The organism is Streptomyces sp. NPDC036984 (assembly GCF_055607665.1).
This window is the reverse complement of the sequence record NZ_JBVJRL010000032.1, coordinates 54,615-77,105: the sequence shown is the minus strand read 5'-3', so window position 1 is coordinate 77,105 and position 22,491 is coordinate 54,615. Positions and strand designations below refer to the sequence as shown.

Annotated in this window: 22 protein-coding genes, 1 tRNA gene and 1 pseudogene; 10 read left to right on the top strand and 14 right to left on the bottom strand. The window is 70.2% G+C overall.

Features of this window, described 5'->3' with window-relative positions:
- Positions 1 to 7 precede the first annotated feature (7 nt).
- Positions 8 to 259 (bottom strand): annotated as a pseudogene (locus ACZ7DL_RS36200) (helix-turn-helix domain-containing protein); the annotation flags it as partial.
- Entirely contained in the window at positions 256 to 1,518 is a 1,263-nt protein-coding gene (locus tag ACZ7DL_RS36195; RefSeq protein ID WP_470780911.1) for a beta-ketoacyl-[acyl-carrier-protein] synthase family protein, read from the bottom strand. The pseudogene ACZ7DL_RS36200 and the gene ACZ7DL_RS36195, both read right to left, overlap by 4 nt.
- Positions 1,519 to 1,584: 66 nt before the next feature.
- On the opposite strand from ACZ7DL_RS36195, the gene ACZ7DL_RS36190 reads away from it, so the two are divergent.
- Entirely contained in the window at positions 1,585 to 2,202 is a 618-nt protein-coding gene (locus tag ACZ7DL_RS36190) for a TetR/AcrR family transcriptional regulator (protein WP_470780909.1), read from the top strand.
- A gap of 660 nt (positions 2,203 to 2,862) precedes the next feature.
- Positions 2,863 to 3,579, top strand: a complete 717-nt coding sequence (locus tag ACZ7DL_RS36185) for an IS5 family transposase (protein ID WP_470780907.1) — start codon at positions 2,863 to 2,865, stop codon at positions 3,577 to 3,579.
- A 21-nt stretch (positions 3,580 to 3,600) separates the two neighbouring features.
- Here the strand turns inward: ACZ7DL_RS36185 and ACZ7DL_RS36180 are convergent, their stop codons facing one another.
- The 4 genes from ACZ7DL_RS36180 to ACZ7DL_RS36165 form a co-directional block, all read right to left on the bottom strand.
- A complete protein-coding gene (locus tag ACZ7DL_RS36180) occupies positions 3,601 to 4,056 on the bottom strand; it encodes a VOC family protein (RefSeq protein WP_470780905.1) in 456 nt (151 codons plus the stop codon).
- 89 nt (positions 4,057 to 4,145) lie between these two features.
- Positions 4,146 to 4,664: a transposase gene (locus ACZ7DL_RS36175; RefSeq protein WP_470780944.1), complete on the bottom strand. Its 519-nt coding sequence runs from the start codon at positions 4,662 to 4,664 to the stop codon at positions 4,146 to 4,148.
- A gap of 88 nt (positions 4,665 to 4,752) precedes the next feature.
- Positions 4,753 to 5,850 (bottom strand): transposase, encoded by a 1,098-nt coding sequence (locus ACZ7DL_RS36170; RefSeq protein WP_470780903.1) that lies wholly within the window; start codon positions 5,848 to 5,850, stop codon positions 4,753 to 4,755.
- A gap of 310 nt (positions 5,851 to 6,160) precedes the next feature.
- Positions 6,161 to 6,754 (bottom strand): MBL fold metallo-hydrolase, encoded by a 594-nt coding sequence (locus ACZ7DL_RS36165; protein ID WP_470780902.1) that lies wholly within the window; start codon positions 6,752 to 6,754, stop codon positions 6,161 to 6,163.
- A 91-nt stretch (positions 6,755 to 6,845) separates the two neighbouring features.
- On the opposite strand from ACZ7DL_RS36165, the gene ACZ7DL_RS36160 reads away from it, so the two are divergent.
- The gene (locus ACZ7DL_RS36160; RefSeq protein WP_470780900.1) at positions 6,846 to 7,802 is read left to right on the top strand and encodes a GlxA family transcriptional regulator; all 957 of its coding nucleotides are present in this window, start codon (positions 6,846 to 6,848) and stop codon (positions 7,800 to 7,802) included.
- Between the two features lie 20 nt (positions 7,803 to 7,822).
- Here ACZ7DL_RS36160 and ACZ7DL_RS36155 read toward each other — a convergent pair whose 3' ends face one another.
- Positions 7,823 to 8,707: a LysR family transcriptional regulator gene (locus tag ACZ7DL_RS36155; RefSeq protein WP_470780899.1), complete on the bottom strand. Its 885-nt coding sequence runs from the start codon at positions 8,705 to 8,707 to the stop codon at positions 7,823 to 7,825.
- Between the two features lie 128 nt (positions 8,708 to 8,835).
- Between ACZ7DL_RS36155 and ACZ7DL_RS36150 the strand changes: the two genes are divergently transcribed.
- The 6 genes from ACZ7DL_RS36150 to ACZ7DL_RS36125 all read left to right on the top strand — a co-directional run bounded on the left by ACZ7DL_RS36150 (position 8,836) and on the right by ACZ7DL_RS36125 (position 14,224).
- Positions 8,836 to 9,723 (top strand): SDR family NAD(P)-dependent oxidoreductase, encoded by an 888-nt coding sequence (locus tag ACZ7DL_RS36150; RefSeq protein ID WP_470780896.1) that lies wholly within the window; start codon positions 8,836 to 8,838, stop codon positions 9,721 to 9,723.
- A gap of 14 nt (positions 9,724 to 9,737) precedes the next feature.
- Complete coding sequence (locus ACZ7DL_RS36145) at positions 9,738 to 10,139, top strand: nuclear transport factor 2 family protein (RefSeq protein WP_470780894.1); 402 nt, start codon at positions 9,738 to 9,740, stop codon at positions 10,137 to 10,139.
- Positions 10,140 to 10,141: 2 nt separating this feature from the next.
- The gene (locus tag ACZ7DL_RS36140; RefSeq protein WP_470780893.1) at positions 10,142 to 11,401 is read left to right on the top strand and encodes a glycosyltransferase; all 1,260 of its coding nucleotides are present in this window, start codon (positions 10,142 to 10,144) and stop codon (positions 11,399 to 11,401) included.
- Positions 11,402 to 11,466: 65 nt separating this feature from the next.
- Positions 11,467 to 12,462: a helix-turn-helix domain-containing protein gene (locus tag ACZ7DL_RS36135; protein ID WP_470780891.1), complete on the top strand. Its 996-nt coding sequence runs from the start codon at positions 11,467 to 11,469 to the stop codon at positions 12,460 to 12,462.
- Positions 12,463 to 12,528: 66 nt separating this feature from the next.
- Positions 12,529 to 13,401 (top strand): NAD-dependent epimerase/dehydratase family protein, encoded by an 873-nt coding sequence (locus tag ACZ7DL_RS36130; RefSeq protein WP_470780890.1) that lies wholly within the window; start codon positions 12,529 to 12,531, stop codon positions 13,399 to 13,401.
- Positions 13,394 to 14,224, top strand: a complete 831-nt coding sequence (locus tag ACZ7DL_RS36125; protein ID WP_470780888.1) for an MBL fold metallo-hydrolase — start codon at positions 13,394 to 13,396, stop codon at positions 14,222 to 14,224. The genes ACZ7DL_RS36130 and ACZ7DL_RS36125 overlap by 8 nt, the downstream gene beginning before the upstream one ends.
- 411 nt (positions 14,225 to 14,635) lie before the next feature.
- Here the strand turns inward: ACZ7DL_RS36125 and ACZ7DL_RS36120 are convergent, their stop codons facing one another.
- Both ACZ7DL_RS36120 and ACZ7DL_RS36115 read right to left on the bottom strand, forming a co-directional pair.
- Positions 14,636 to 15,040: a cupin gene (locus ACZ7DL_RS36120; protein ID WP_470780886.1), complete on the bottom strand. Its 405-nt coding sequence runs from the start codon at positions 15,038 to 15,040 to the stop codon at positions 14,636 to 14,638.
- Positions 15,037 to 16,485 carry an MFS transporter gene (locus tag ACZ7DL_RS36115; protein WP_470780885.1) on the bottom strand — a complete coding sequence of 483 codons (1,449 nt, stop codon included), beginning with the start codon at positions 16,483 to 16,485 and terminating at the stop codon, positions 15,037 to 15,039. Before ACZ7DL_RS36115 ends, ACZ7DL_RS36120 begins: the two co-directional genes overlap by 4 nt.
- A 57-nt stretch (positions 16,486 to 16,542) precedes the next feature.
- Between ACZ7DL_RS36115 and ACZ7DL_RS36110 the strand changes: the two genes are divergently transcribed.
- Complete coding sequence (locus ACZ7DL_RS36110) at positions 16,543 to 17,211, top strand: TetR/AcrR family transcriptional regulator (RefSeq protein ID WP_470780883.1); 669 nt, start codon at positions 16,543 to 16,545, stop codon at positions 17,209 to 17,211.
- Between the two features lie 556 nt (positions 17,212 to 17,767).
- Here ACZ7DL_RS36110 and ACZ7DL_RS36105 read toward each other — a convergent pair.
- The 5 genes from ACZ7DL_RS36105 to ACZ7DL_RS36085 all read right to left on the bottom strand — a co-directional run bounded on the left by ACZ7DL_RS36105 (position 17,768) and on the right by ACZ7DL_RS36085 (position 21,294).
- Positions 17,768 to 17,841 (bottom strand) — tRNA-Met (locus tag ACZ7DL_RS36105).
- A gap of 338 nt (positions 17,842 to 18,179) precedes the next feature.
- Positions 18,180 to 18,689 carry a DUF3995 domain-containing protein gene (locus ACZ7DL_RS36100; protein ID WP_470780881.1) on the bottom strand — a complete coding sequence of 170 codons (510 nt, stop codon included), beginning with the start codon at positions 18,687 to 18,689 and terminating at the stop codon, positions 18,180 to 18,182.
- Positions 18,686 to 19,036 carry a DUF6191 domain-containing protein gene (locus ACZ7DL_RS36095; RefSeq protein WP_470780942.1) on the bottom strand — a complete coding sequence of 117 codons (351 nt, stop codon included), beginning with the start codon at positions 19,034 to 19,036 and terminating at the stop codon, positions 18,686 to 18,688. Before ACZ7DL_RS36095 ends, ACZ7DL_RS36100 begins: the two co-directional genes overlap by 4 nt.
- Positions 19,037 to 19,647: 611 nt before the next feature.
- Entirely contained in the window at positions 19,648 to 20,100 is a 453-nt protein-coding gene (locus tag ACZ7DL_RS36090; protein ID WP_470780879.1) for a hypothetical protein, read from the bottom strand.
- Positions 20,101 to 21,117: 1,017 nt separating this feature from the next.
- Positions 21,118 to 21,294 carry an SCO3870 family protein gene (locus ACZ7DL_RS36085; RefSeq protein ID WP_470780940.1) on the bottom strand — a complete coding sequence of 59 codons (177 nt, stop codon included), beginning with the start codon at positions 21,292 to 21,294 and terminating at the stop codon, positions 21,118 to 21,120.
- Positions 21,295 to 22,491 lie beyond the last annotated feature (1,197 nt).

Below are 22,491 nucleotides of genomic sequence, written 5' to 3'. Positions count from 1 at the left end.
AGGCTCACTTGTGGGCACGCCGCATCTCCTCAATGCGTGTGGCCACGTCGACCGGTGTCGCACTCGGCTGACGATGCGGCGTCGAGCTTCGATCAACCAACCCGAGTTCACCGTGTCGCCGGTACCGGTTCACCCACTTCGACGCCGTTGCTCGGGAAATCCCCATCTCGGCGGCGGCATGCGCGATCGGACGAGTCTTGCAACGCTCGATCAATCGGCGGCGACCCTCCACGGACAATGGTGCGTTCGTGTGGGTCATGGTGTGGTCGACACCGTACGGGACGCGTGGTGCCGTGCGCCGGTGACGATGAGTGAGACGTTCTGCCCACCGAAGCCGAAGGAGTTGCTGAGCACGGCTTCCTGGGGGATGTCTCGTCGCTCTGCGACGACATCGAGGTCGATGTCGGGGCCGACGCCGGCCGCGGTGAGATTGCGGGTCGGCGGGATGGCGCCGTGCTTCACACTGAGGACGGCGATGAGCGCCTCGATTGCGCCGGCGGCGCCAAAGAGATGACCGAGCGCCGCCTTGGGGGCTGTCACGGTGGCGCGGCCGAAGACCTCTCCGATCGCGTGCGCCTCGGCGACGTCGCCGGCCCGAGTTCCGGTGGCGTGGGCGTTGATGTGGCTGATCTGCTCGGGAGCCAAGCCGGCTTGCGCGAGGGCCTTCCGCATGGCCGAGATCTGACCGGAGCCGTCGGGAGCGGGCGCCGTGATGTGGTGAGCGTCGGCGGCGATGCCGGCGCCCGCGAGTACCGCGTGGACACGCGCGCCTCGGGCGCTGGCGTGTTCGGCACTTTCGAGCACTATGACAGCCGCGCCCTCACTGAGGACGAATCCGCTGCGGTCCGCGGCAAACGGCCGGGAGGCTGAGGCGGGTTCGGCGGTGTGGCGCGACAGTGCTTGTGCCTGGGCGAAGCCGGCGACGGTGATCGGGGTGATCGCGGCCTCGGTTCCACCCGCGATGACCACGTCCGCCTCTCCGGCACGGATGAGCCTGGCCCCCAGGGCGATCGCCTCGGCACCGGAAGAGCACGCCGAGACGGGCGTGTAGACCCCGGCCCGCGCACCGTATTCGATACTGATCAGCGCCGCCGCCGCATTGGGCATGAGCATCGGGACCGTGCGTGGCGAGACGCGCCGTGTCCCGGCCGCCTCCAGTACGTCGTCTTCCTTCAGCAGCGTCCCTACGCCCCCGATGCCCGTGCCGATCGCTGATGCGAGCCGGTCCGGGTCCACCCGCGGGGCACCGGCATCGGCCCAGGCTTCGGCCGCCGCGGTGAAGGCTGCCTGCTGTGAGCGGTCGAGCCGCCTGGCCTGCACCGGCAGCAGCGATTCGGCGGGGTCGATCGCCATCGTCCCCGCGACGATGTCGGGAAGGCCGGCGTCCTCGTGGCCGGGCAGGACGCCGCCGCGGATGCCGGACTTGCCGGCAAGCAGGGCGTCCCAGGTGGACTCCGCGTCTCCACCCAGTGGCGTGATCGCGCCGAGTCCGGTCACGACGACTTCAGTCCGGTGCATGTCCTTGGACCTTTCTTGTATGCGATACAAGCGAACCAGCCTTGTTGTATCACATACAATTTTGGTGTGGAGAAGAAGCGAACCGAAGCTCGTTCAGCGTCGGCTCGGTCGCGTGACCGCGGTCGCGCGACGAGGCGCCGGCTGATTGAGGCAACTGCACGGCTCTGCAAGGAGCGGCCCGGCGCCGAGGTGAGCGTCGCGGAGATCGCGAACGCGGCAGGTGTCTTTCCCAATCAGGTCACCTACTACTTCGGCTCCAAGGACTCGCTGCTCGTGCACGCCGCCTTTCTCGGCTTGCTGCACGACGCCCGACGGATTGAGCGCATCGGTCACCAAGCCCCCGATGCGGCGGCATTTCGACGCAACATCGCCCGCGCCGTACTGGCCATGCCCTCGCTCCCATCGGTCGCGCGAGCACTCGCCGCCGGTATCTCCAAGCCCGAACTCGCCCCCGTGGTCGACCGGCACCTCCAGTTGCTGTTCCGGCAATCCGAGCGCTTCGTGAGCCAGCTCATCGACAGTCGCGGCTGGCGGACCCGTCGACCGCTCAGCGTGGAGGCCAGGACGTTCTGGAGCACCGCGCTCGGCGCAGTACTGCTCGTCCGCGCCGGGGCACACGGCACTGTCGCCGACCTCGACCTCGCCGGAGCATTGACCATCCATAGCGAACCCGAGCGCGGCTAGCTCAGTCGAGCCTGCGGCGGAGACGTGCGCGGCTCCCCCGCGACGGTGGCCTTGTCGCGGTCCGCGTCTCCCCGCTCTCGTCCGTGCACTCAGTCAGCTCACTGCCGAAAACGAAGCACTGCGCCAGCAGCTGCAACTGCCGCCGCCCAACGTCATCCCCCTCCGGCCGAATCGGCACGGTTGACGGCCCTTCGGTAAACCTCAACCTTCGCTCGGAAATGCGCTGTTCTGCGGTTGGTCGGGGCATGTGAAGCCATGCTGCCATCATGAGGCGGACGACGAAACGGATCGCGTCGCGGTGGTCCTTGCCCTGATGGTCACTGGGTACGCCTGCTCCTGTGGAAGGGGCCGTGGTGGTTCGACGGCAACCATCTCCGCAGCACAAACCTCCGGCCGGCCGACGGCGTCGTCATCGCGGGCTTTCGCACCATGCTCGTCGCCCTCGGTGCCCGGCGCCGTAGCCACGCTAGGCCTTTACTACACCCACAAGGGCCACAAGCAGACCGAAGCCCTGTTTGAGCACCCCCGGCAGAAGGACCGGGAACAGGCCGAGCTGACGCGTGAGGGTCAGGTGACGGACCGCTACCTGGAGGCGATCAAACTCCTGGCTTCCGCCAGCCCACTGAGCGGCTCGGCGGCATCTACGCGCTCGAACGCATCATGCGCGACTCCGAGAAGGATTACGACACGGTCGTTCAGGTGTTGTCTGCGTTCATCAGACAGAGCGCCCCCGTCGACGCGGTCAGCGAACCCGAGCCAGGACCAGGCGACCGACACCCAACAGACGACCTCCAAGCCGCACTCCCTGTGCTTGGTCGTCGGCCCGAGAGAGCAGACGAGAAGCTGGCAGTCGATTTGCGTCGCACCGATCTACGCGGCGCGATCCTGGTGGGCGCCAACCGGCTGGGACGCTCGCACGGCGGGTTCACCACCAAGCTGCACTCGGCTGTCGAGCAGGGCCAGAAGCCCATGTCAATCGTGGTGACCGCAGGACAACGCGAGGACTCGCCGCAGTTCGAACCCGTGCTGGAGAAGATCCGCGTGCCCCGCATCGGGCCCGGCCGGTCACGCGTCCGCCCCAATCGCGTGCGGGCCGACAAGACGTACGCCTCCCGCAGGAACCGCGCCTACCTGCGCCGCCGCGGGATCCACTGCACCATCCCGGACAAGGCCGGCCAGGCACGCAACCGCCAGAAGCTCGGCTCCCTCGGCGGCCGGCCGCCGCGCTTAGACCCGGCCGACTACCGCGAACGCCACGCGGTCGAATGCGGCATCAACTGCCTCAAGAGAAACCGCGCTGTCGCCACGCGCTACGACAAGCTCGCCGTCCACTACGAGGCGACCGTGCTGGTCGCGGCCGTGAACGAGTGGCTGTGACCAGCACCATCGCAACGGCCTTCAGACGACGTCGAACTCGTTGCCCTCGGGGTCCTGCATGGCCGCGGCGTAGAGCCCCATGTCCGGCTCGTCCTTGATCGTCAGCACAGTGGCACCGGCCTCGACCAGCTGGTCCACCGCGGCCCTGACCCGCCGCGCGCGGACGTCCAGCGGGACGTCACGGCCGCCACCGACCTTCAGGTCGAAGTGCCACCGGTTCTTGGCGGTCTTCGGCTCCGGAACCTGCTGGAACCACACGCGCGGTCCGCGACCGGCCGGATCGACGATCGACTCCGGAATGTCGCCGGCCCCGGTCGGCAACTCCTCCGCGGGCACCCCCATCGCCTCCCAGTAGGCGCGCCACGTGGCGTGCCCATCCGGCGCGGGCTCGGGCACATAGCCCAGGGCCTGGGCCCAGAACGCCACCATTCTCTGCGGATCGGAGCAGTCGATCGTCAGCTGCACTGTCATCTCCATGCCCGGAGCTTCCCAGACAGGTCTGACAGACGATCCACTTTCACAACAGGCCCTAGCTTGACTCTGTCGGGAATCTTGAGTTGCCGATGTCAAGTGCCGAGGGTTCGCCAGGACTTCGGCCGGGGTATCTCGCGCTGGTCGAGGTAGTTCTGGAAGGCGGTCGGCCGACGGGACGTAGGTTCCTCGGTCGGCGGTAGTCCGCTGAGACGTTCGATGTTGACGGCGATGGCGGTCAGGACGTGCTGGATATGGGCCTTTCCCTGTCCTCGGTAGCGGCACCGGCGCATGCCGTGTCCGTGGGCGAACTCGTTGACGGTTCCCTCGACTCCGGAGCGGACCGCATAGCGGGTCTTCCACTCGGGCGTCTGCTGTTCGGTGCGGAGGCGGAGTTGCAAGGCGCGGAGTTCTCGCGGAGGAAAGCCCACGGTGCGTGCGTTATCGCGGGTGGTGGTGCACTGGGCACGGACCGGACACGGTCGGCACTGGCTCTTGGTGAACCGGGCCACGATCAGCGGGGCTGCGGTGGGTGAGGAGGTCGGGTAGGGGCCGTGCCAGCCCTGGCTGACCTGGCCCTGGGGGCAGGTGACCTGCTGGCGGTCATAGTCGATATGGAAGTCGTCCCGGGCGAAGCCCTCGTTTTGGCGGTGCTGGCGAGTGGGGTTGGTTCGGAGTGGCCCGGAGACGGTGACCTGGTGTTCACGGGTGGCTTGTTCCAGGTGGGGCAGGAAGGTGTAGCCGGCGTCGACCAGGTGCTCGGCGGGCAGCAGCCCGCGAAGCGCGAGGCGGGATGTGGATGCCGGGCAGAACCTGGCTGTCGTGCGTGGTGGCCGCGGTGGTGGCCACGTCCGTGATCACGTTGGGGCCGTCGGGAGCACAGGTCTCGGTCAGGTGCGCGGAGAACCCCTTCCATCTGATGATGTGCCCATGCCGTGCGTAGCGGGCCGAAGTGTCGTAGGGAGAGACGATCGCCTGGGACGAGGGCGGCAGCCCGGGTCCGTCTTCCTTCTCAGCGGTACGCCAGCGCAGGTGTCCTGCGGCGTCGCGATGGTAGTTCTGCACCATGATCTGGCGCAGGGCCTGGACGTGGGGGCCGAACGCCCGGTCCGCTCCGTGCTGTCGGAGGTGTTCCAGGAGCCGGATGGCGTCGTTGCCGGTGGCGATGATCCTGGTCTTGGGCTTGGTGGGGTTCTTGCCCAGGCGGACCGGGCGGCCGTAGCGGCGTCCCCAGTCCTCATCGACCAGGTCGTCCAGCAGGTGAGGGGCGGCACCGGCGACTTCTTCCAATGCGGCACGGACCTCCTCCGTGATCAGTTCCAGGCGGGTCAGGTCGCGCACCGCGGCCAGGACATGGGTGGAGTCGGTGCGCTGCGTGGTGCGCTCGCGCACCAGGCCGGCCTCCTTCAGGCGAGCCAGGGCAAGGTCGAGGAGGCGGTCGGCGCGGTCGCCTTCGTCGAGACGTTCACGGAAGTCGGCCAGCACGCTGTGGTGGAAGCCGGGGTCGTCCAGCTCCATGGCCATGGCGTACTTGAAGTCGATGCGGCAGCGCACCGCCTCGGCGGCCTGCCGGTCCGACAGACCGAGCACGAACTGCAGCACACAGACGGTGGCCAGCTGGGCGGGCGAGAGGCCGGGGCGCCCGTCGCGCGGGTACCAGTCGGTGAAGTCCTCGTCACGCCACAACCCGTCCAGCCGGTCGCACACCCATATCGCCGTCGTACCGTCCGGGTTGCTCGCCCGCGCGATCTGCGCAGTCAGAGGCGGACCTTGCTCACCGGAACGCGGGCGCAGGGACAACGGGCACCTCGGCAACTGCATCGATCATTCGCCGAGCCCGCGGAACTCGCCGCCGTCGCGCTGCTGCTGGCCGTCCGGGCGTTGAGGGCCGCGCTGGGCGTGCGGGAGCGGGAGGGCGCCGAGCGGCCGGACCGGCGGCCCACCCGACCCGCCGTCAGCAGGCGCGGCCGCACCCATCCCGCGGGCGCTCGTACCCGCCTCGCCCGAGCCCCCGGGCAGGCGTCCGGTCGGCGGTGACGACGTATCACGCCGAAGGAGATCACCCGTCACGTGATCGACTGCGAAGGCGTTCCGCAAGGGACGGAACGGGTCAGCGCGGAGTGGTGTCGTCGGCCTTGAACGGGGCACCGTGGCCGGGAACGATCAGGTCCGCCGCGGCCAGCACCCGCAGGCGGGAGGCGCGCAGGACCTCGCGGTCCGGGGCCACCGGGTCGTCCGCCGGGCCGTTCGCATGCCACCACAGGTCGCCGGCGAAGGCCACCACGCCCGAGTCCGTACCCGCCAGCAGCGTGATGTCCTCGGGGCTGTGGCCCGGGGTGCGGATCAGCCGCAGCGACGGCGTGAGTTCGTAGCCCTCCGCGTCCCGGTTGGTCCACTGGTCGTCCAGGTACTCCACCTTGTGGTCGTGCACCCGGGCACGACGGAAGAGGCCCACGTTCATGGTGTTGTCCGGGTGGTGGTGGCTGAGCACCACGTCGGTGATGTCGTCGGGGCCGAGGCCCAGTTCCGCGAGCGGGGCGAGGATGTGGTCGTGGCTCGCCACCATGCCCGGGTCGAAGACCACGTGCCGTCCGGCGTCGGAGACGTAGGAGACGGTGGCGGCGACTCCGGGGCCGGTGGAGCCCACGTAGCCGGTGGTCAGGACCTCGTACACGGCGCTGCGGCCGAGCGGTGCGTCTGTCATGGCCTCAATCCTGCCGAGGGCCACGGCGGTTCACGAGTGGCACTGCTGCCGCTGATCGCAGGATTCGTGCCACCGTGTGCCACACTGCCGCATGCCACCTTTCAAGACCGTCGCCGCGTACGTCCCTGCCGGCGTCGGCATGCTCGCCGTCGGCATCGTCACCGAGGTGTTCGGCCCGCACGGAGCGGCGCTGCCGAGTTTCGACTTCGCCCTCTGCGCCGACCGGACCGGACCGGTGCCCACGGACTGTGGCGTACCGCTCTCCGTCGCGCACGGACTGGACCGGCTCGCCGACGCCGATCTGCTCATCGCCCTGCCCGGGGCCGGGTTCCGCACACCGCCCGCCCCTGCCGTCCTCGACGCGCTGAGGGCCGCGCACGTGCGCGGGGCCGTGGTCGCTGCCCACTGCGTCGGCACGTTCACGCTCGCCGCTGCCGGACTGCTGGACGGCCGGCGGGCGACCACGCACTGGCGGTTCGCCGAACTGCTCGCCGACTGCCACCCGGAGGTCACCGTGGAACCCGACGCGCTCTACATCGACGAGGGGAGCATCGTCACCGGGGCGGGCGCCGCCGCGGGCTTCGACCTGTGCCTCCACCTGATGAGGCGGGAGCACGGCGCCGCGATGGCCAACGCCGTCGCCCGCGACATGGTGCTGCCCTCCCACCGCGACGGCGGACAGGCCCAGTACCTGGCCGCGCCCGTCCCCGAGGACGGCCGGGACGAGCGGCTCGCCGAGGTCCTCGGCTGGGCCCGCGAGCACCTCCACGAGCCGCTGCCCGTCAGCGAACTGGCCGGTCGCGCCTTGATGAGCAAGCGCTCCTTCGCCCGCCGCTTCACCGCCGCAACCGGCACCACCCCGCACGCCTGGCTGCGGAGCCTGCGACTGAGCAGAGCCGAGGAACTCCTGGAAACCACCGATCTGCCCATCGAGGAGATCGCCCGCCGGGTCGGTTACGCGAGCGCGGCCGTGCTGCGCGAACAGTTCGTACGGCGCCGGGGAGTCCCGCCCCGCTCCTACCGTCGCTCCTTCACCAGCACGCCGTAGCGACCGGGTGCTCGCGCGGGTCAGAAGTTCAGGACACCGAGGTCGCGGACGGTCTGGGCGAGGGCCCGGATGAGCTCGTTCTCGGCGTCGCTGCGCCACACCAGGGCGTAGGGAATCGTCCCCATCTCGGGGACGGGGACGAAGCGCACGTGGGACATGGACCAGTAGCGGGTGACGTGCGAGGGGAAGGGGTGGACGATCTCGCCGGTGCCGACGAGGTGGATCAGCTCGTCGGCGTTGGTGACCTGTTCGATTCGCTCGATCGGCTTCCCCCGGGTGGTGTGGAACGACAGGTAGCCGTCTTCCCAGTAGTCGGGCATGTCGGGTGGCATGGCATGGGCGAAGTCGCCCAGGGCCTCGAAAGGGACGGAGTGTCGTTCGGCGAGTTCGTGGCCGGCGGCGACGGCCAGGACGCGGGGATCGCGGAAGAGGATCGGGCCGACGGTGAGGTCGGGTTCGTCCACCGGCAGCCAGGTGAGGAAGACGTCCATGTCCCCCTCGCGCAGCCGGGCGAACGGGTCGACGTAGGGTGCTCGGCGCAGCTGCAGTTCCCACTGGGGGTGGCGGGAGCGGAAGGTCTCCCAGTAGGGGTACACGTCGGGCACGTTGAACGGCATCATGCCGACGCGCAGGCGTGCGGTCTTGCCGCGGGTGGCCAGTCGGGCGCGTTCGAGGCTGTCGCGCAGGTTCGCGTAGACGGGCCGGAGGTCGGCACGCAGCTGCCGGCCGAGCGGGGTCAGGCGGATCTGGCGGCGGTTGGAGCGGTCGAACAACAGGCCGCCCAGTTGACGCTCCTGACGGCCGATCACCTGACTGACGCGCGCCTGCGTGAGGTGCAGCCGGGCGGCTGCCCTGCCGAAGTGCAGTTCCTCGGCCAGCGTCAGGAAGATCTCGATGTCGCGCACTTCCACGTGTTGCCGACCCCCGTCATAAGCCTGAGTTATCGGATCTTACTGATCTTCGACGTTGATGGGCGCGGCGGGGAGTCGGAAGATCGACAGCGACACCACGTCATCGGACAGGAGTACCGCACATGCACGCCCCAGCCGAAACCACCAGCCGCGTCTGGTTCATCACCGGCGCCAGCCGGGGCCTCGGCCGCGCCTTCGCCGAGGCGGCGCTGACGGCCGGCGACCGGGTCGCGGTTGCCGCCCGCACCGTGGCCCCGCTGGAGGAACTCGCGGCCGCTCACCCCGCGCGGGTGCTGCCCCTAGGGGTCGACGTGACCGACCGCGACGCGGTGTTCGCCGCCGTCGCCGAGGCGGTCGGCCACTTCGGCCGGCTCGACATCGTCGTCAACAACGCCGGCATGCTGTCGATGGGCATGGTCGAGGAGTTCACCGAGGCCGAGGCGCGCGCCCAACTGGACGTCAACTTCTTCGGCGCGCTGTGGGTCTGCCAGGCCGTCATGCCGGTCCTGCGCGAGCAGGGCTCCGGCCACCTCGTGCAGGTCTCCAGCATCGCCGCCCTGGGCGGCTTCCCCAGCACCGGCCTCTACAGCGCCAGCAAGTTCGCCCTGGAAGGCCTCAGCGAAGCACTCGCCATGGAGGCTGCCGCCTTCGGGGCCAAGGTGAGCATCCTCCAGCCCGGCGGCTACTGGACCGACCTCTACACCGCCATGCACAGCACCAGCCCGTTGGAGGCGTACGCGCCGCTGCGGGAGCAGTTGGCCGCGCAGTTCGCCGAAGGCTCGGTCGACAGCGACCCGAAGCTCGCCGCAGCCGCGCTGCTCAAGCTGGTCGACAGCGACGAGCCGCCGCTGCGCCTGCTGCTCGGGAGCATGGTCTACGACCTCGCGTTCGACATCGCCCGCACCCGCATGGCCACCTGGGCGGCGTGGGAGCAGGTCAGCCGCGCCGCGGAACACGCGATTCCCACCCCGGCAGGCAAACCGGTGACAGACCGACCGTTCTGCTCCTGAGGGGTTGCGGCACGATGTTCCGTACCACGGCCGAGGTCGTGCACCGCTTCAACCGCGCCTTCCTCGACCATGACGCCTCGTCACTCGCCGAGCTGATCGCCGACGACTGCGTGATGGAGGCGAGGGAGCCGGCACCCGACGGGTCCCGCTATGAAGGGCGCGCCGAGTGCCTGGAGTTCTGCCGGTCGCTGGCCGAGGACCGCGCGGGCCGGTTCGAGCCGGAGGCCGTCGTCATCACCGGTGAGCGGGCGACGGTCCGCTGGCGGTACCGCTTCGGCGACGGACCGGCCGACTCGGTCCGCGGCGTCAGTCTCGTGCTGGTACGGGACGGTTTGATCGTCGAGTCCCTCGGCTACGGCAAGACCCCGGCCGCGTCGGCCGGGGCCGGGATCCACGGAGAGCGAAGGAAGTCCTGAACATGCGGGTGTTGTCGGTGGCGTACGGTTCGCGCGGGGACGTGGAGCCGATGCTCGGACTCGGGGCGGCTCTGCGAGCGCGCGGCGCGCAGGTACAGGTGTGCGCGCCGCCGGACTTCGCGGAGCTGCTGGAGGGCGTCGGCCTCCCGCTGACGCCGCTCGGCCGGTCGCTGCGCGAGATGGCGACCCGGGCGGTGACCGGGTCGGCGAAGGCGCCGGCGGCGAGCCTGACCGAGCGCGCGGCCCGGATGGTCGCCGAGACGTACGACTCGGTCACCGCGGTGGCCGGCGGCTGCGACGCCGTGGTGGCGACCGGCCTGATCCCGGCGGCGGCCGCCGCGCGGGCGGTGGCCGAGAAGCTGGCCGTCCCCTACGTGTTCGTCGCCTGCTTCCCGACCTACCTGCCCTCACCGCACCACCCGCCGCTCGCGTGGCCGGGCCGGCCGCTCCCGCCGGAGGTGACCGACAACCGGGTGCTGTGGGAGCTGAACCGCGAGGACATGAACGCGCTGTTCGGCGAGGGGATCAACACCCACCGGGCGTCGATCGGCCTGCCGCCGGTGGACGACGTCCGGGAGCACGTCCTCACCGGCCGCCCGTGGCTGGCGGCGGACCCGACCCTGAGCCCGTGGCCGCGGCCGGCGGACCTCGACGTGGTGCAGACCGGCGCGTGGATCCGGCAGGACGACCGCCCGCTCCCGGCCGCTCTGGAGGCGTTCCTGGACGCCGGCACACCACCGGTGTACGTGGGCTTCGGGAGCATGCCCGTCCGCGACGCGCAGGACGCCGCCCGGGCCGCCGTCGCAGCGGTCCGCGGGCAGGGCCGCCGCGTGCTGCTCTCCCGCGGCTGGGCCGGCCTGGCGCTGACCGACGACCGGGGGGACTGCTTCGCCGTCGGCGAGGTCAACCAGCAGGCACTCTTCGCCCGGGTCGCCGTCGTCGTGCACCACGGGGGCGCGGGCACCACGACGGCGGCTGCCCGGGCCGGCGCGCCGCAGGTGGTGGTGCCGCAGATGGCGGACCAGCCGTACTGGGCGAACCGGGTGGCCGAGCTGGGCATCGGCGCAGCGCACGACGGACCGACCCCGACCCACGAGTCCCTGTCGGCCGCGCTCGAGACGGCCCTCACCCCCGGCGTCCGCGCCCGGGCGGCCGCTGTGGCGGCCACGATCCGCACCGACGGGGCGATGGTGGCCGCGGAGCTGCTGTGCGACACGGTCGGCCGGGAAAGGCCCCCGGCACCCGTGCACCACTTCGGATGAGTCGTCAACAGTCTGCGGGATCGGGGGACGGGATGTGGACACACGTGTCCGGCCGAGGGGTGCCGGTGGCCGACAGGTTCGCCTGGTTCACCGAGACGGTGTCCACGGACCTGATACCTGTGGCGATCAACACCGATCGGGCGGGTGACTTCCACGCCGGCGTCGGGACGGTCGAGCTGGGCGCGCTCACGGTGTCGACGTTCGAGTTCTCGCCCCTCTGGTCGCGCCGCGCCCCGGCGCACATCCGGCGCGGCGACCCCGAGCAGTACCAACTCGCCCTGGTCCAGGGGAACGCGATGAAGGCGTGCCAGCTCGGCCGCGACTCCGGTCCGGTCGTCGACGGCTTCATCGTCACCAACACCTCCGCCCCGTTGGAGTGCGACACCGACCGCGAGGGCGGACCGACCCGGGCGATCATCCTTCAGATCCCGCGATCGGAACTGCCCCTGCGCGCCGGGCGCGCCGACCACCTCGTCGCCCGTCGGCTTCCCCTGACCGGCCTCGGCGCGGTCCTGGCCGACTTCCTGACGAGCCTTCGGGACAACGGCCAGGACTGCCGGGGCGAGGAACTCCCGGCCCTCGGCCGGGTCGCCCTCGACCTGGCCACGGCCTACCTGGCCGAGCAGCTCGGCACCATCGGGGCCACGCCACCCGAGATCCGCGCCCGTGCCCTCCTGGAACGCGCCAAGGTCTTCATCGAACGCAACCTGGGCGACCCCGAACTCACCCCCCGGACGGTCGCCGACCACCACAACATCTCGCTGCGCGGCCTCTACGCGCTGTTCCGGGACGAGCCGGGGGGCGTCGCCGCCCTCATCCGGACCCGCCGCCTCGAGCGCTGCCGCGCCGACCTCGCCCGGCCGGAGCTGCGCGCGCTGCCCGTCCAGGCGATCGCCGCCCGCTGGGGCTTCTCCAACGCCACCGTCTTCGGCCGCGCCTTCCGCCAGGCCTACGGCCTCACCCCCGGCGAGTACCGGCACCGCGCACTCGGCCCCGGCTCTGCACGCGGAGTCGAATCATCCTGCACGCTGCGGCGACCGTCGCCGACCGGGCTCGACTAGATTCTGTTGCCGCTGGTGAGGCGGGAAGCACCGCTCCAACCAGCCGAAGAGCGAAAGGAATTGGACGTGAAGGTACTCGTGCTGGGTTCGACCGGTTACATCGGGTCGGCCGTGGTGCGGCGGCTCACAGCGGAGGGCCACCAGGTGGTCCACCTCGTGAAGGACGCGGACCGGCTGCCGGCCGGGGCGCCGGGGCTGGTGGGCGACCTGGCCGACCCGGCCTCGCTGCGGGCCGCCGTCACCGATGACATCGACGCCGTGGTCAACCTCGCCACGCCGACCGGCGACGAGACGGTGGACGCGGCGGCCGTGGACGCGCTGACCGAGCGGCTGCGCGGCTCCGGACGGGCCTTCGTGTACACCAGCGGCGTCTGGGTGCTCGGCGCCACCGGTGATGCGCCGGTCGACGAGGACGCGCCGACGAACGCCATCGCCATCGTCGGCTACCGACCGCGGATCGAGCAGCGGGCGCTGGCCACCGGCGGGGACGACGTGCGAGCCGTCGTCGTGCGACCCGGCATTGTGTACGGCCGCGGCGGCGGCATTCCCGGCCTGATGACCGACTGGGCGCGCGAGCACGGCACCGGCCGGTACGTCGGCTCGGCGGCGACCCGCTGGCCGATGGTCCACGTGGACGACCTCGCCGAACTCTTCGTGCTGGCGGTGACCAAGGCCGATGCGGGCAGCGTGCTGCACGGGGTGGCGCACGAGGCGGTGCCGGTCGCGGCGCTGGCCGCGGCCGCCGACATCGCCGCGGGCGGCAGCGGCCGGGCCGAGCCCTGGCCGCTGGAGCAGGCCGTCGAGGCCGTGGGCGGCCCGTTCGCCGAGGCCCTCGGCCTGAACCAGGTGGTGTCCGGGCAGCGCGCCGTCGCCGAACTCGGCTGGCGGCCCAGCCGCCCGTACGTCCTGACCGAGCTGACCGGAGGCGACCGTGGCTGACCTCGCCGGTACGACGCTGCCCGTCTGCCGCACCTGCGGCACCCAGTACGCCGTCCCGCGCCCCGACTGCCCGGTCTGCCTGGACGAGCGCCAGTACGTCGGACGCGACGGCCAGCAGTGGACCAGCCTCGCCGAGTTGCGCGCCGACGGTCACCGGGGCCGCTTCGAGGAACAGGGCCCGGACGTCCTCGGCATCGGCTGCACGCCCGAGTTCGCCATCGGCCAGCGCGCCCTGCTGCTGCGAACGGCCGCCGGCAACGTGCTGTGGGACTGCGTGCCCTACCTCGACGACGCGGTGGTCCGTGAGGTACGGGAGCTCGGCGGCATCACCGCGATCGCCATCAGCCACCCGCACTTCTACTCCGCCATGGTCGACTGGGCGCACGCCTTCGACGCCCCCGTGTACCTGCACGAGGCGGACCGCCGCTGGGTCGGCCGCCCCGACCCCGCCCTGCACTTCTGGAGCGGGCGGACCCACCGGCTGAACGACGAGCTGACGCTGATCAACCCGGGCGTCCACTTCCCGGGCAGCACGGTCATGCACTGGAACGCCGGCCAGGGCGCACTGTTCACCGGCGACATCGTCAACGTCGGCCCCGACCCCCGCTGGGTCAGCATCATGTACAGCTACGCCAACCACGTCCCCGAGCGCCCCGACGCCGTCCGCGCCGCCGGCGAACTGCTCGCCGGCTACCCCTTCGACCGGATCTACGGCGCCTGGTGGGACCGCGTCGTCACCGTCGGCGGCAACGAGGTCCTCGCCCGGTCGGTCGACCGCTACCTGCGCTTCGAGCAGGCCCTGCCCACGGAGAGCGGCCCATGACCGGGCGGTGCCGGACGGGAGAGTGAGCACCGAGGTCCGCCCGGCCCGCGAGGGCGTACGCGGCGTCAGGGCGGACCGCGCGGGGCCCGGTGACCTCGGCGCCTGGTACGGCGACTGTGCTTACCGTGACGAGGCTTCGGCTCTTGGGCTGTGGCCTCGCCTTTTGTAGTGGCTGGTCCGGGTCTGGTGTTGGCGTCGGCGGCGCCAGTGGGACCAGTGGGACCAGTGCAAGATGGGGGTGGTGCTCCAGCGGGCAGGCCGGGCGAGGTAGGTGATCAGCCGGCGGATCTCGGGGGCGGTGAGTGGGATCGACTCTGGCGTTCGAGCCGGTCCGTCCCCTTTTCGAGCTGCTGGACCCGCAGGACGGTCAGGTAGGCGCGGGCGGCCAGAGCCGGCCGGGCCCCACTGCAGTCAGCGAGTGTCAGTGCGCTTTTCGAGGCGGGTGCCGTGGCGAAGGGTGATCGACATCAGGTCGCTGGGGGCGTCCAGTTCCAGGCGGTGCCAGCGGCCGCGGGGGACGATCACAGCGGTGCCTGCGTGCAGCTGCACCATGTCCTCGGCGCCGCCGGGCCTGGTGGGACGGAAGTAGAGGCGGACGCCACCGGTCAGGCAGCACACCGCCTCCTCGGCCTCCGGGTGCATCTCCCAGTGGTCAGCGTGAACGTCCGCGTCCGTCTCCACGTGGAACGTCGCGATCTGCCAGGCGCCGAAGTCGCTGCTCGTCATCCGCCGTTCGCCGGCTTGGACATCGCCGTCGGGGTGGATATGCAGCGCCGAGGCGAACAGGTCGATGGAGGAGATGGGTGTCGTCGTCATGACGGTGTTCCTTCCAGTCGGTTCTCTGCGGGGGTGGCGGGTTGCGGGGCAGGTGTGTTGGCGCGGCGGCCGGGCAGTACACCGATCGCCACGACCGCCGCGAGCACGAAGAGGACGGCGGCGACGGCCAGGACCAGGGCATAGCCGTCATTGAGCGCGGCGGGGTCGGTGGCCGTGCCGGTGCGGTATGCGGCGATGGTGGCCAGGGCGGCCAGGCCGACGCAGCCGCCGAGTTGGCGGGAGCTGTTGAAAAGGCCGGAGGCCATGCCGGCCTCGCGGGAGGCGACGCCGGTGGTCGCGGCGGCGGCGACCGGGGCCAGGACCAGTCCGACGCCGACGCCGGTGATGATGCAGGGGCCGAGCACGTCGGTGAGGAAGCCGCCGCCGGGGCTGATGAAGGCGAACCAGATCAGGCCCGTAGCGGCCAGCAGAGCGCCGGGTACCAGGGCGGCTCGGGGGGTGCGTGCCGCGGTGACGCGGGTCGCGATGACGGTGCCCGCGACCAGGCACACGGAGAACGGCAGGAACGCGGCGCCGGTCGCTGCGGCACCCATGCCCAGGACCTGCTGCATGTACAGGGACACGAAGTAGAACGCCGCGAACTGCCCGGCCGCGGCCAAGAACACCAGCACGTTGGCGCCGGCCACCCAGCGACTGCGCAGCAGGCCGAGGCGCAGCAGCGGCGCGGGGGCCCTGGATTCGGCGAGGACGAAGGCGGCCAGGAGCGCGGCCGCGGCGGCGAAGGTCGCCACGGTGGCCGTGGATCCCCATCCTCGGGCGTCGGTGCGGACGACGCCGAACACCAGCAGCCCGATTCCGCCGGTCGCCAGGACGGTGCCGAGCACGTCCAGCCTCTCGCGCCGGTCGGGCTGTGCTCCGGCCAGCACTCCTGCCGGAACCAGCGCGAGAGCCGCTGCCACGATGGGCAGGTTGACCAGCATCACCCAGCGCCAACCCGCGTACTCGGTCAGCAGACCACCCGCCAGTACTCCCAGCGCTCCTCCTGCGGCGTTCACCGCGCTCCACACCCCGAGCGCCCGAACACGCCGAGGGCCCTCGGAGAAGGTGGTGGTGAGCATGCCCAGCGCGGCTGGGGCGGCCGTGGCAGCACCCAGCCCCTGACCGGCACGGGCGGCGATCAGTTGCCAGGGCGCCTGGGCCAGCCCGCCCGCCAGCGAGCACAGCCCGAAGACGGCCAGGCCCACCACGAACACCCGACGATGACCGAACAGGTCACAAGCGCGGCCGCCCAGTAACAGCAGTCCGCCGAATGTGAGCGCGTAGGCGTGCACGATCCACGACAGGTCGAGCGGCGCGAATCCCAACGCGGTGCGGATGGCGGGCAATGCGACGTTGACCACCGACATGTCCAAGGCGAAGACGAACTGGGCGACGGCCGCCGCCGCCAGCACCAGTCGGGGTCGCCCCCGTGAGTTTTTATACATGTATAGAAAGTAGCCTCAGAGGATCGCCGCTGTCGACACCTGGGGGATGATGAGGGCATGCCGCAACCATCCGCACCACGCAAAACCCCGGGCCGACCTCCCCGCATCTCCCGCGAGGAGGTCATCGGAACGGCCCGCCGGATCGTGACTGAGGAAGGCGTGGACCGGCTGACCATGCGGCGGCTGGCCACGGAGATCGGCAGTACGCCGATGGCGCTCTACCACCACGTCCGAAACAAGGAAGAACTGCTCGTCCTGCTGCTGGACGACTACGCCGCGCGGACGCTGCACCGACCCGAACTGCCGGCCCGACCCCGCGAGCGGATCGTCGTCGCCGCCGCTGCGATCCACGAGGCGCTCGCCGCCTGCCCCTGGATCGTGGAGGTGCTGACCGCCGACGACCTGATGTCCACATCCGCCCTGTGGTTCGTCGAGCAGATCGTCGACGGCTTGATCGCATGCGGCCTGCCCCCCGAGCAGGCCGTACACGGGTACCGCGCGATCTGGTACTACACCGCCGGAGAGATCGTGGTCCGGACGACAGCGGCCCGACGGCGCGCAGACGACGACCGTGCGACCTACCGGGAGCAAATCTTCGCCGCTCTCGACCCGAACGAGCTACCCCGCTTGGCACAGGTCGCGGACCACTGGGCACCGCTGACCGCCGAGGACACCTACCTGGACGGGCTCCGCGCCCTGGTGGACGGCCTCCTGACTCCCCGTTGACCTGCTCGTTCGCTTCATATCTGCCCGCGCGCAGATCCGATGCCAACGCCTCTGCCCGCAAGCTTCACCAAACCGATCTCATGAGCGCTGTGATCTGCGGCTGGTGAGGTCCTCGGCGCGTGCGGCGACATACTCGACCCAGTCGCGTCGGACGTAGGCGACCCAGCGGGGCGCGGTGTGGCGGTGTATCCCGGTCACGTCGGCGACGATCGGGCCGGGGGGATCAGCGACGAGGGCGGCCGGCGCCGCGTTGCGCGCGATGCGAACCGGGATGCCGTGCCCGTTGAGCTGCTGGGCAGGGGGTGCCTGGCTGCGCTGGCGCAGGGTGCGGCCCAGGCGGACGACCGGTTCGAGCTGGCACCTTTCACGGGCGCTGGCTACCGGGCGGGCAGCACGACCGGGTAAAACGAAGGCCGCCTGGGCTCCTGACCGCCTTCGCTCTCCAGCACGCGGGAGGCGGGTGCCGGGGTGCCGGACCAAAAGGCTGCGGTCCTGAGGTACGACACAGGCTCCGAGGCATGGGAAAGGGCCCGGATCACCGGGCCCTTTCCGTTCGTAGCGGGGACAGGATTTGAACCTGCGACCTCTGGGTTATGAGCCCAGCGAGCTACCGAGCTGCTCCACCCCGCGTCGTCTGTTCAGCCACTCTACACGCACGCACGGGGAGGGCGTCGACGAGGCGCACCTGATGGACTCGCTGTGGGCGTTCGCCGACGAGTCGGCCCCGACGGGTCCGCTGGCTCTTCCGCTGCCGGCTCCTACCTTCGCCGTCCGCCCGGGTCGGTTCAATCTCCCGGGCGGACGCGGGGCTGGTCAGAGCTGGGTACGTGCTCACGGGGGTGTGGTGAGCGGAAGCGGACGGTGGTGTGCAGGGGGATCATGGGCGGATGGGAACGCCTGCGCGTTCCCCGACGACGTGGCCGGCCGCGCACCAGGCCGGAGGGGCTGTGGGTTGACTGGCAGAGCAGTCAGCGTCTGGACGCGGGTGGCATTTCTGCGTTGGTAGGCCTGCTGGACCGAAGGGTGGCGAGGCCGAAGGCCAGTCCTCCGGCGATGAACCAAGGGTTCCAGAGGGCCAGCGTCCAGGCCCGCTGCCCCGCGCTCACGGAGGTGTCCAGGTGAATTGTGTTGGTCAGCAGCAGCACCTCGATAGCGATGCCACGGGCCAGTAGGAGGGCACTGACGCCCCACCCCAGCCACCTCGCCAGCAGGGCGGGAACGCCCTGGAGCCTGGACCGGGCAAGCAGCCATGCCAGCAGAGCGCCGAGGAGGCAGAGCGCACCCACACCCCACAAACCGGCTACGACGAACCACAACGGACGCTCGGTGGCCAGCGGACCGGCGGAGATGCTCAGCCCCGCATCACCGCCGACGGCCCAGTAGAAGTGCAACCCTGCGAACGCGGCCGCCCACAAGCATGCGATACGCCCCCACAGCGTGGACGGCTCTGCGCCTGCCCCCTCCCGTCCGCGGTTCACCGCCGGCCCTCACGGGCATCGCGCCTGTCGGCGCACGGACCGTCCGCTTCCTGGGGCAACACGATGAACGCGGTGCCCTCGGCCAGGTCGATGCGGGAGCGAGGCGGCGCACCGTCGCTCTCGTCGTCCCGCCGCAGCAACTCCACCCGCCGCTGCTCCAGCTCCACCGTCTTGTTTCCGTTCACGACCGCCGTGAATTCATCGAAGGCCGTGTTCGACAACGACCGCCCGGTGCGCCTGCGTAGCCACGGCATCAAGCCCAGCCCCGTGAACCATCGCCACGCGCTCTCCGCCAGAGCGAACAAGATCAGTAGACACGCGAACGCCGGCAACGACATGGCCCACATCGCCACAACTGGCCCCCATCACCCTCAACACAGCTGACGGTCGGGAAACGGCTGAGGGGTTGGCGTCGTTCCCGCAGCGCGGCCAAGACCGGCTCGGGTGTCTCGTCCCGGAGGAAGCAGGCGAAGACCACTTCGTGGTGCAGGCTCACGCACGCATCGTCCGACGGTGTTCTGACAACTGGGCTTGGGCGGCCACGGACGCGACGTCGGACTCCCCGGTGTGCTGCCGCCTCCCTGACGGCTCGGCAAGGACGATCGGGAATCAGTAGGTCACTTCCGGTCGCGCCCTCAGGCATCAGCACTCCCCCTTCCGGGACCTGGGAGTGTCTGTGCGAGCGGTCCACGTATCGGACGTGCGGACTGGGAGAACTCGGGACGCCAGCCATCGGTCCGTGATGTGCCCGGCTGGGTGGTGCCGGCAGGGGCCGCCGTCCTCCGTCAGGCTGATCAGCCCGTCGATACCCCGGCCGCCGCAGCCGACTGGACCAAATCGGCGTGATGGGTCCTTCAGGGCTTCACGCCGACGTGCCGCGTATTTGCGGCACCCCATGCTCGGGTCGGCAAAACACATGGTGTGGGACGACGCGGGCCGGGTTGCACCGACCTGTTTGTCACGGTGTCGGCAGAGCCGTGGAGGCCGGGGTCTTGCCGGGCGGGTTGGGCTGGCCGGTGAACACCACGACCTGCCACGTGCCGTTCTCGCGCATCACCGTGAACTTGTCCTGCATGGGCTTGCCTGATGTGTCTGTGGCGGTCAGCCGGGCAAGGCCAGTGTTGGGACCGTAGGCGTATCCGATCTCAAGGCTGCGGATCTTCCAGCCACGTCCGCCCTTGTCAGCGAGTATCTGTGCTGCTTCCCGACGCGACCACGGCTCATCTTTCACTCCGCCGACCCGCATGAGATCGACGGCGCTGCGTGTGTTGAGAGCACGGAGGTAATCGCTGACGGTCCGACGTGCTCCGTCGGACGGCGAGGCAGCAGGCTTGGCCGTGTCACTGTGCGAGGAGCAGCCGACCAGGGCCAGTAACGCAAGTGCGACGACAGCGGTACCGCGACGGTTCACGACAGGGCTCCTTCTTCTCTTGTGGCGGCAACAGATTGTCAGGTGCGGTGGGCGTAATACAGAGCGTATGGACTGCCCGAAAGGACTTTCTTCAGACGTTTATTGCAGGTGTCACGTGTGTGATACGTGAGGTGGGGGAAACCGGCGAACCTGCTGGTGACGAACATCGAGTGATCGATGACGCCGTTATGGTTCCAGTCGGCTTGGAGGCCGTCTGAAGCCAACAGGTCCCGCACGTCGTACAGATGCTTCGTGCGCTTGGAGTGCTTCGTGGCGATCCAGTACCACCTCTCCGCTCCCCCCGCGTGTAGGAAGTCCAAGCGGTGGTGGGGCTGTAGAACCAGTACTTGTTGCTCTTACGTGGGATCTGGGAACCGGCGGCGGGCTTTCAGCCGCCGGCGGGCATGATCTGCGACAGGAAGTTCGTACGGTCGTTGCAAAAAAGCGGTTCCGGCCGCAGAGGCAGAAAAGGCACGTGCCGCCGAACCCGGGCGGCAGCTTCGCGGAGGCGCCTGGCGCGAGCCTGATCAGTGCGCCCGGTCACTCCTCCACAGATGCCTCCGGCATCGTCTGGAGGACGGCTTCCATCAAGCGCTGGCGCACAACGGCCCCGACCGGCCGCGTCGTCTCTGGGCCGCTACCGGTGACCGGGTGCTGCAGAAGATCGGTGGCTGCAAGCACCGCGAGAGCGGCCTGCCGCCGGTCGAGCACCGTGCTGAATGTTACTCATCGCGTCGTGGAAGGCCTCTCCGCTCCACCGCCGCCCCGCTGCGGGGCGATTAGGCACTGGCCATGACCTCCTACAACCGCATCGCGGCTGAACTCGCCGACTTCGCCGCGGCAAGGGGAGACCATCCGCAGCGCCCTGGACGACGGCCTGCCCCCACGCGGCTGACGACTGACCAGTACTGCACACGACGGCCAGACGCCGGCCGCCCGGATCGATCCGGGCGGCCGGCGTGATTTCCTCAGCACCGAGAGGGCGGGGCCAGCGGCTTGCGCTTGTCCGCGACGAACTCAGTTCGAGTGCGGACGACCGTCTCGGACCCATGTCACCACAACCAGAGCTGCGGTGACGTACATCAGGACGCTGAAGGTGGCTACGGATTCGACGTACTGCTCGTAGCCGTCTGCTGGCAGCTGGAGCGCAAGGGAACCAAGCGCAGTCCCAAGTGCCGCGGTAGCGGCGGCCATGGCGACGAACGGGGCCTTCGTCATTGGTGCTTCCTCCAAGCCACGAGACGATGGATCAAGACTGAGACTACATGCATTGCGATGTCGCTGCCGGTGGCGGTTGTGGATGGTCACCCAAGCACCAAACACCTTTGTGCATCTGTCAGTTGGGCCCGCGTCACGGAAGAAGACTTACCGGCCGGGTCTCGCCATGAGAGCGAATCGACAGATTGATCACGACTCGATACGCGCCCTAGTGCGGCGAGCCGCTGCCCGGCGCAACCGAGGCGGCTGAGCTGTTCGACGGCCAGTTCCAGGGCTACGAGGTGGGTGCGCAGGGCCGCGAGGTCGACGGCCGGGCGAACCTGCGCCGGAGCCAGCTACTCCTGGGCGGAGAGGAGCAGTTACTCGGAAGGTCATGTCCGTCCTCTTCTCCGGCCCGTTCCTCATGGGGAGCGGCCCTGGAGAGGCCGAGCCCCAGTCTCCAACAGGCGGGACAGGCGGACTCGGAGCCATCACGTCTCTCATTACAGCGATCACTGGGTTCGTCTCGGCAGTAGCCGGACTGGTCGGGGCTCGTGCCGGGTACCGGGTTGTGAGCAGTCGCAGAGTCTCCGGCCGTCGGGACCCTGACGGGGAAGGCGACGGAACGGCGGCGCAGGGTGAGGACCCGTCAGGAGGCCACGGAGCATGGCTGCTGACAGGCCATTCGGTGAAGGCCCGCTCCAGGTGCCGTCGATGGGCCACATCCTTCTCTTTCGACCCCATCGCCCTGCCCAAAGCGGCCCACTGTGCGAAGCCCCCCACGTGCGCGCTCCGCTCGAGCGCGCTGCATGTCGAACCCGGGCTCAACGTCCTCACACGGCCGCGGCCGACGCACAGGGTCATGGACGGCCTGGCCGCCGCGTTCGTCGTCGGCAGCCGGTTCCACCGTTCTGCCCTCTCACCTGTTCTTGCGCATCGTCCGCGGCTGTCGAGCGGCGTTGTGGTCCTTCATCTGCGCCACCCTTGGCCTCAGGCCGGTGGTGCGGGACCTGTGGGAGACGTACTCCGGAAGGCGGTCTAGCGTCCTGACCACCGGGCCCGAGCCCAGCAGGGCCAGCGGTCCGGTCGGCGGACCGGCCGGTCCATGGCGTGGGAGCCGGGCGGCGCAGCAGCCCCGCAGAAATAGGAGGCGCAGGTTCCACTGCTGATTCTGCAGGGCCGCTGCTTTGCTCA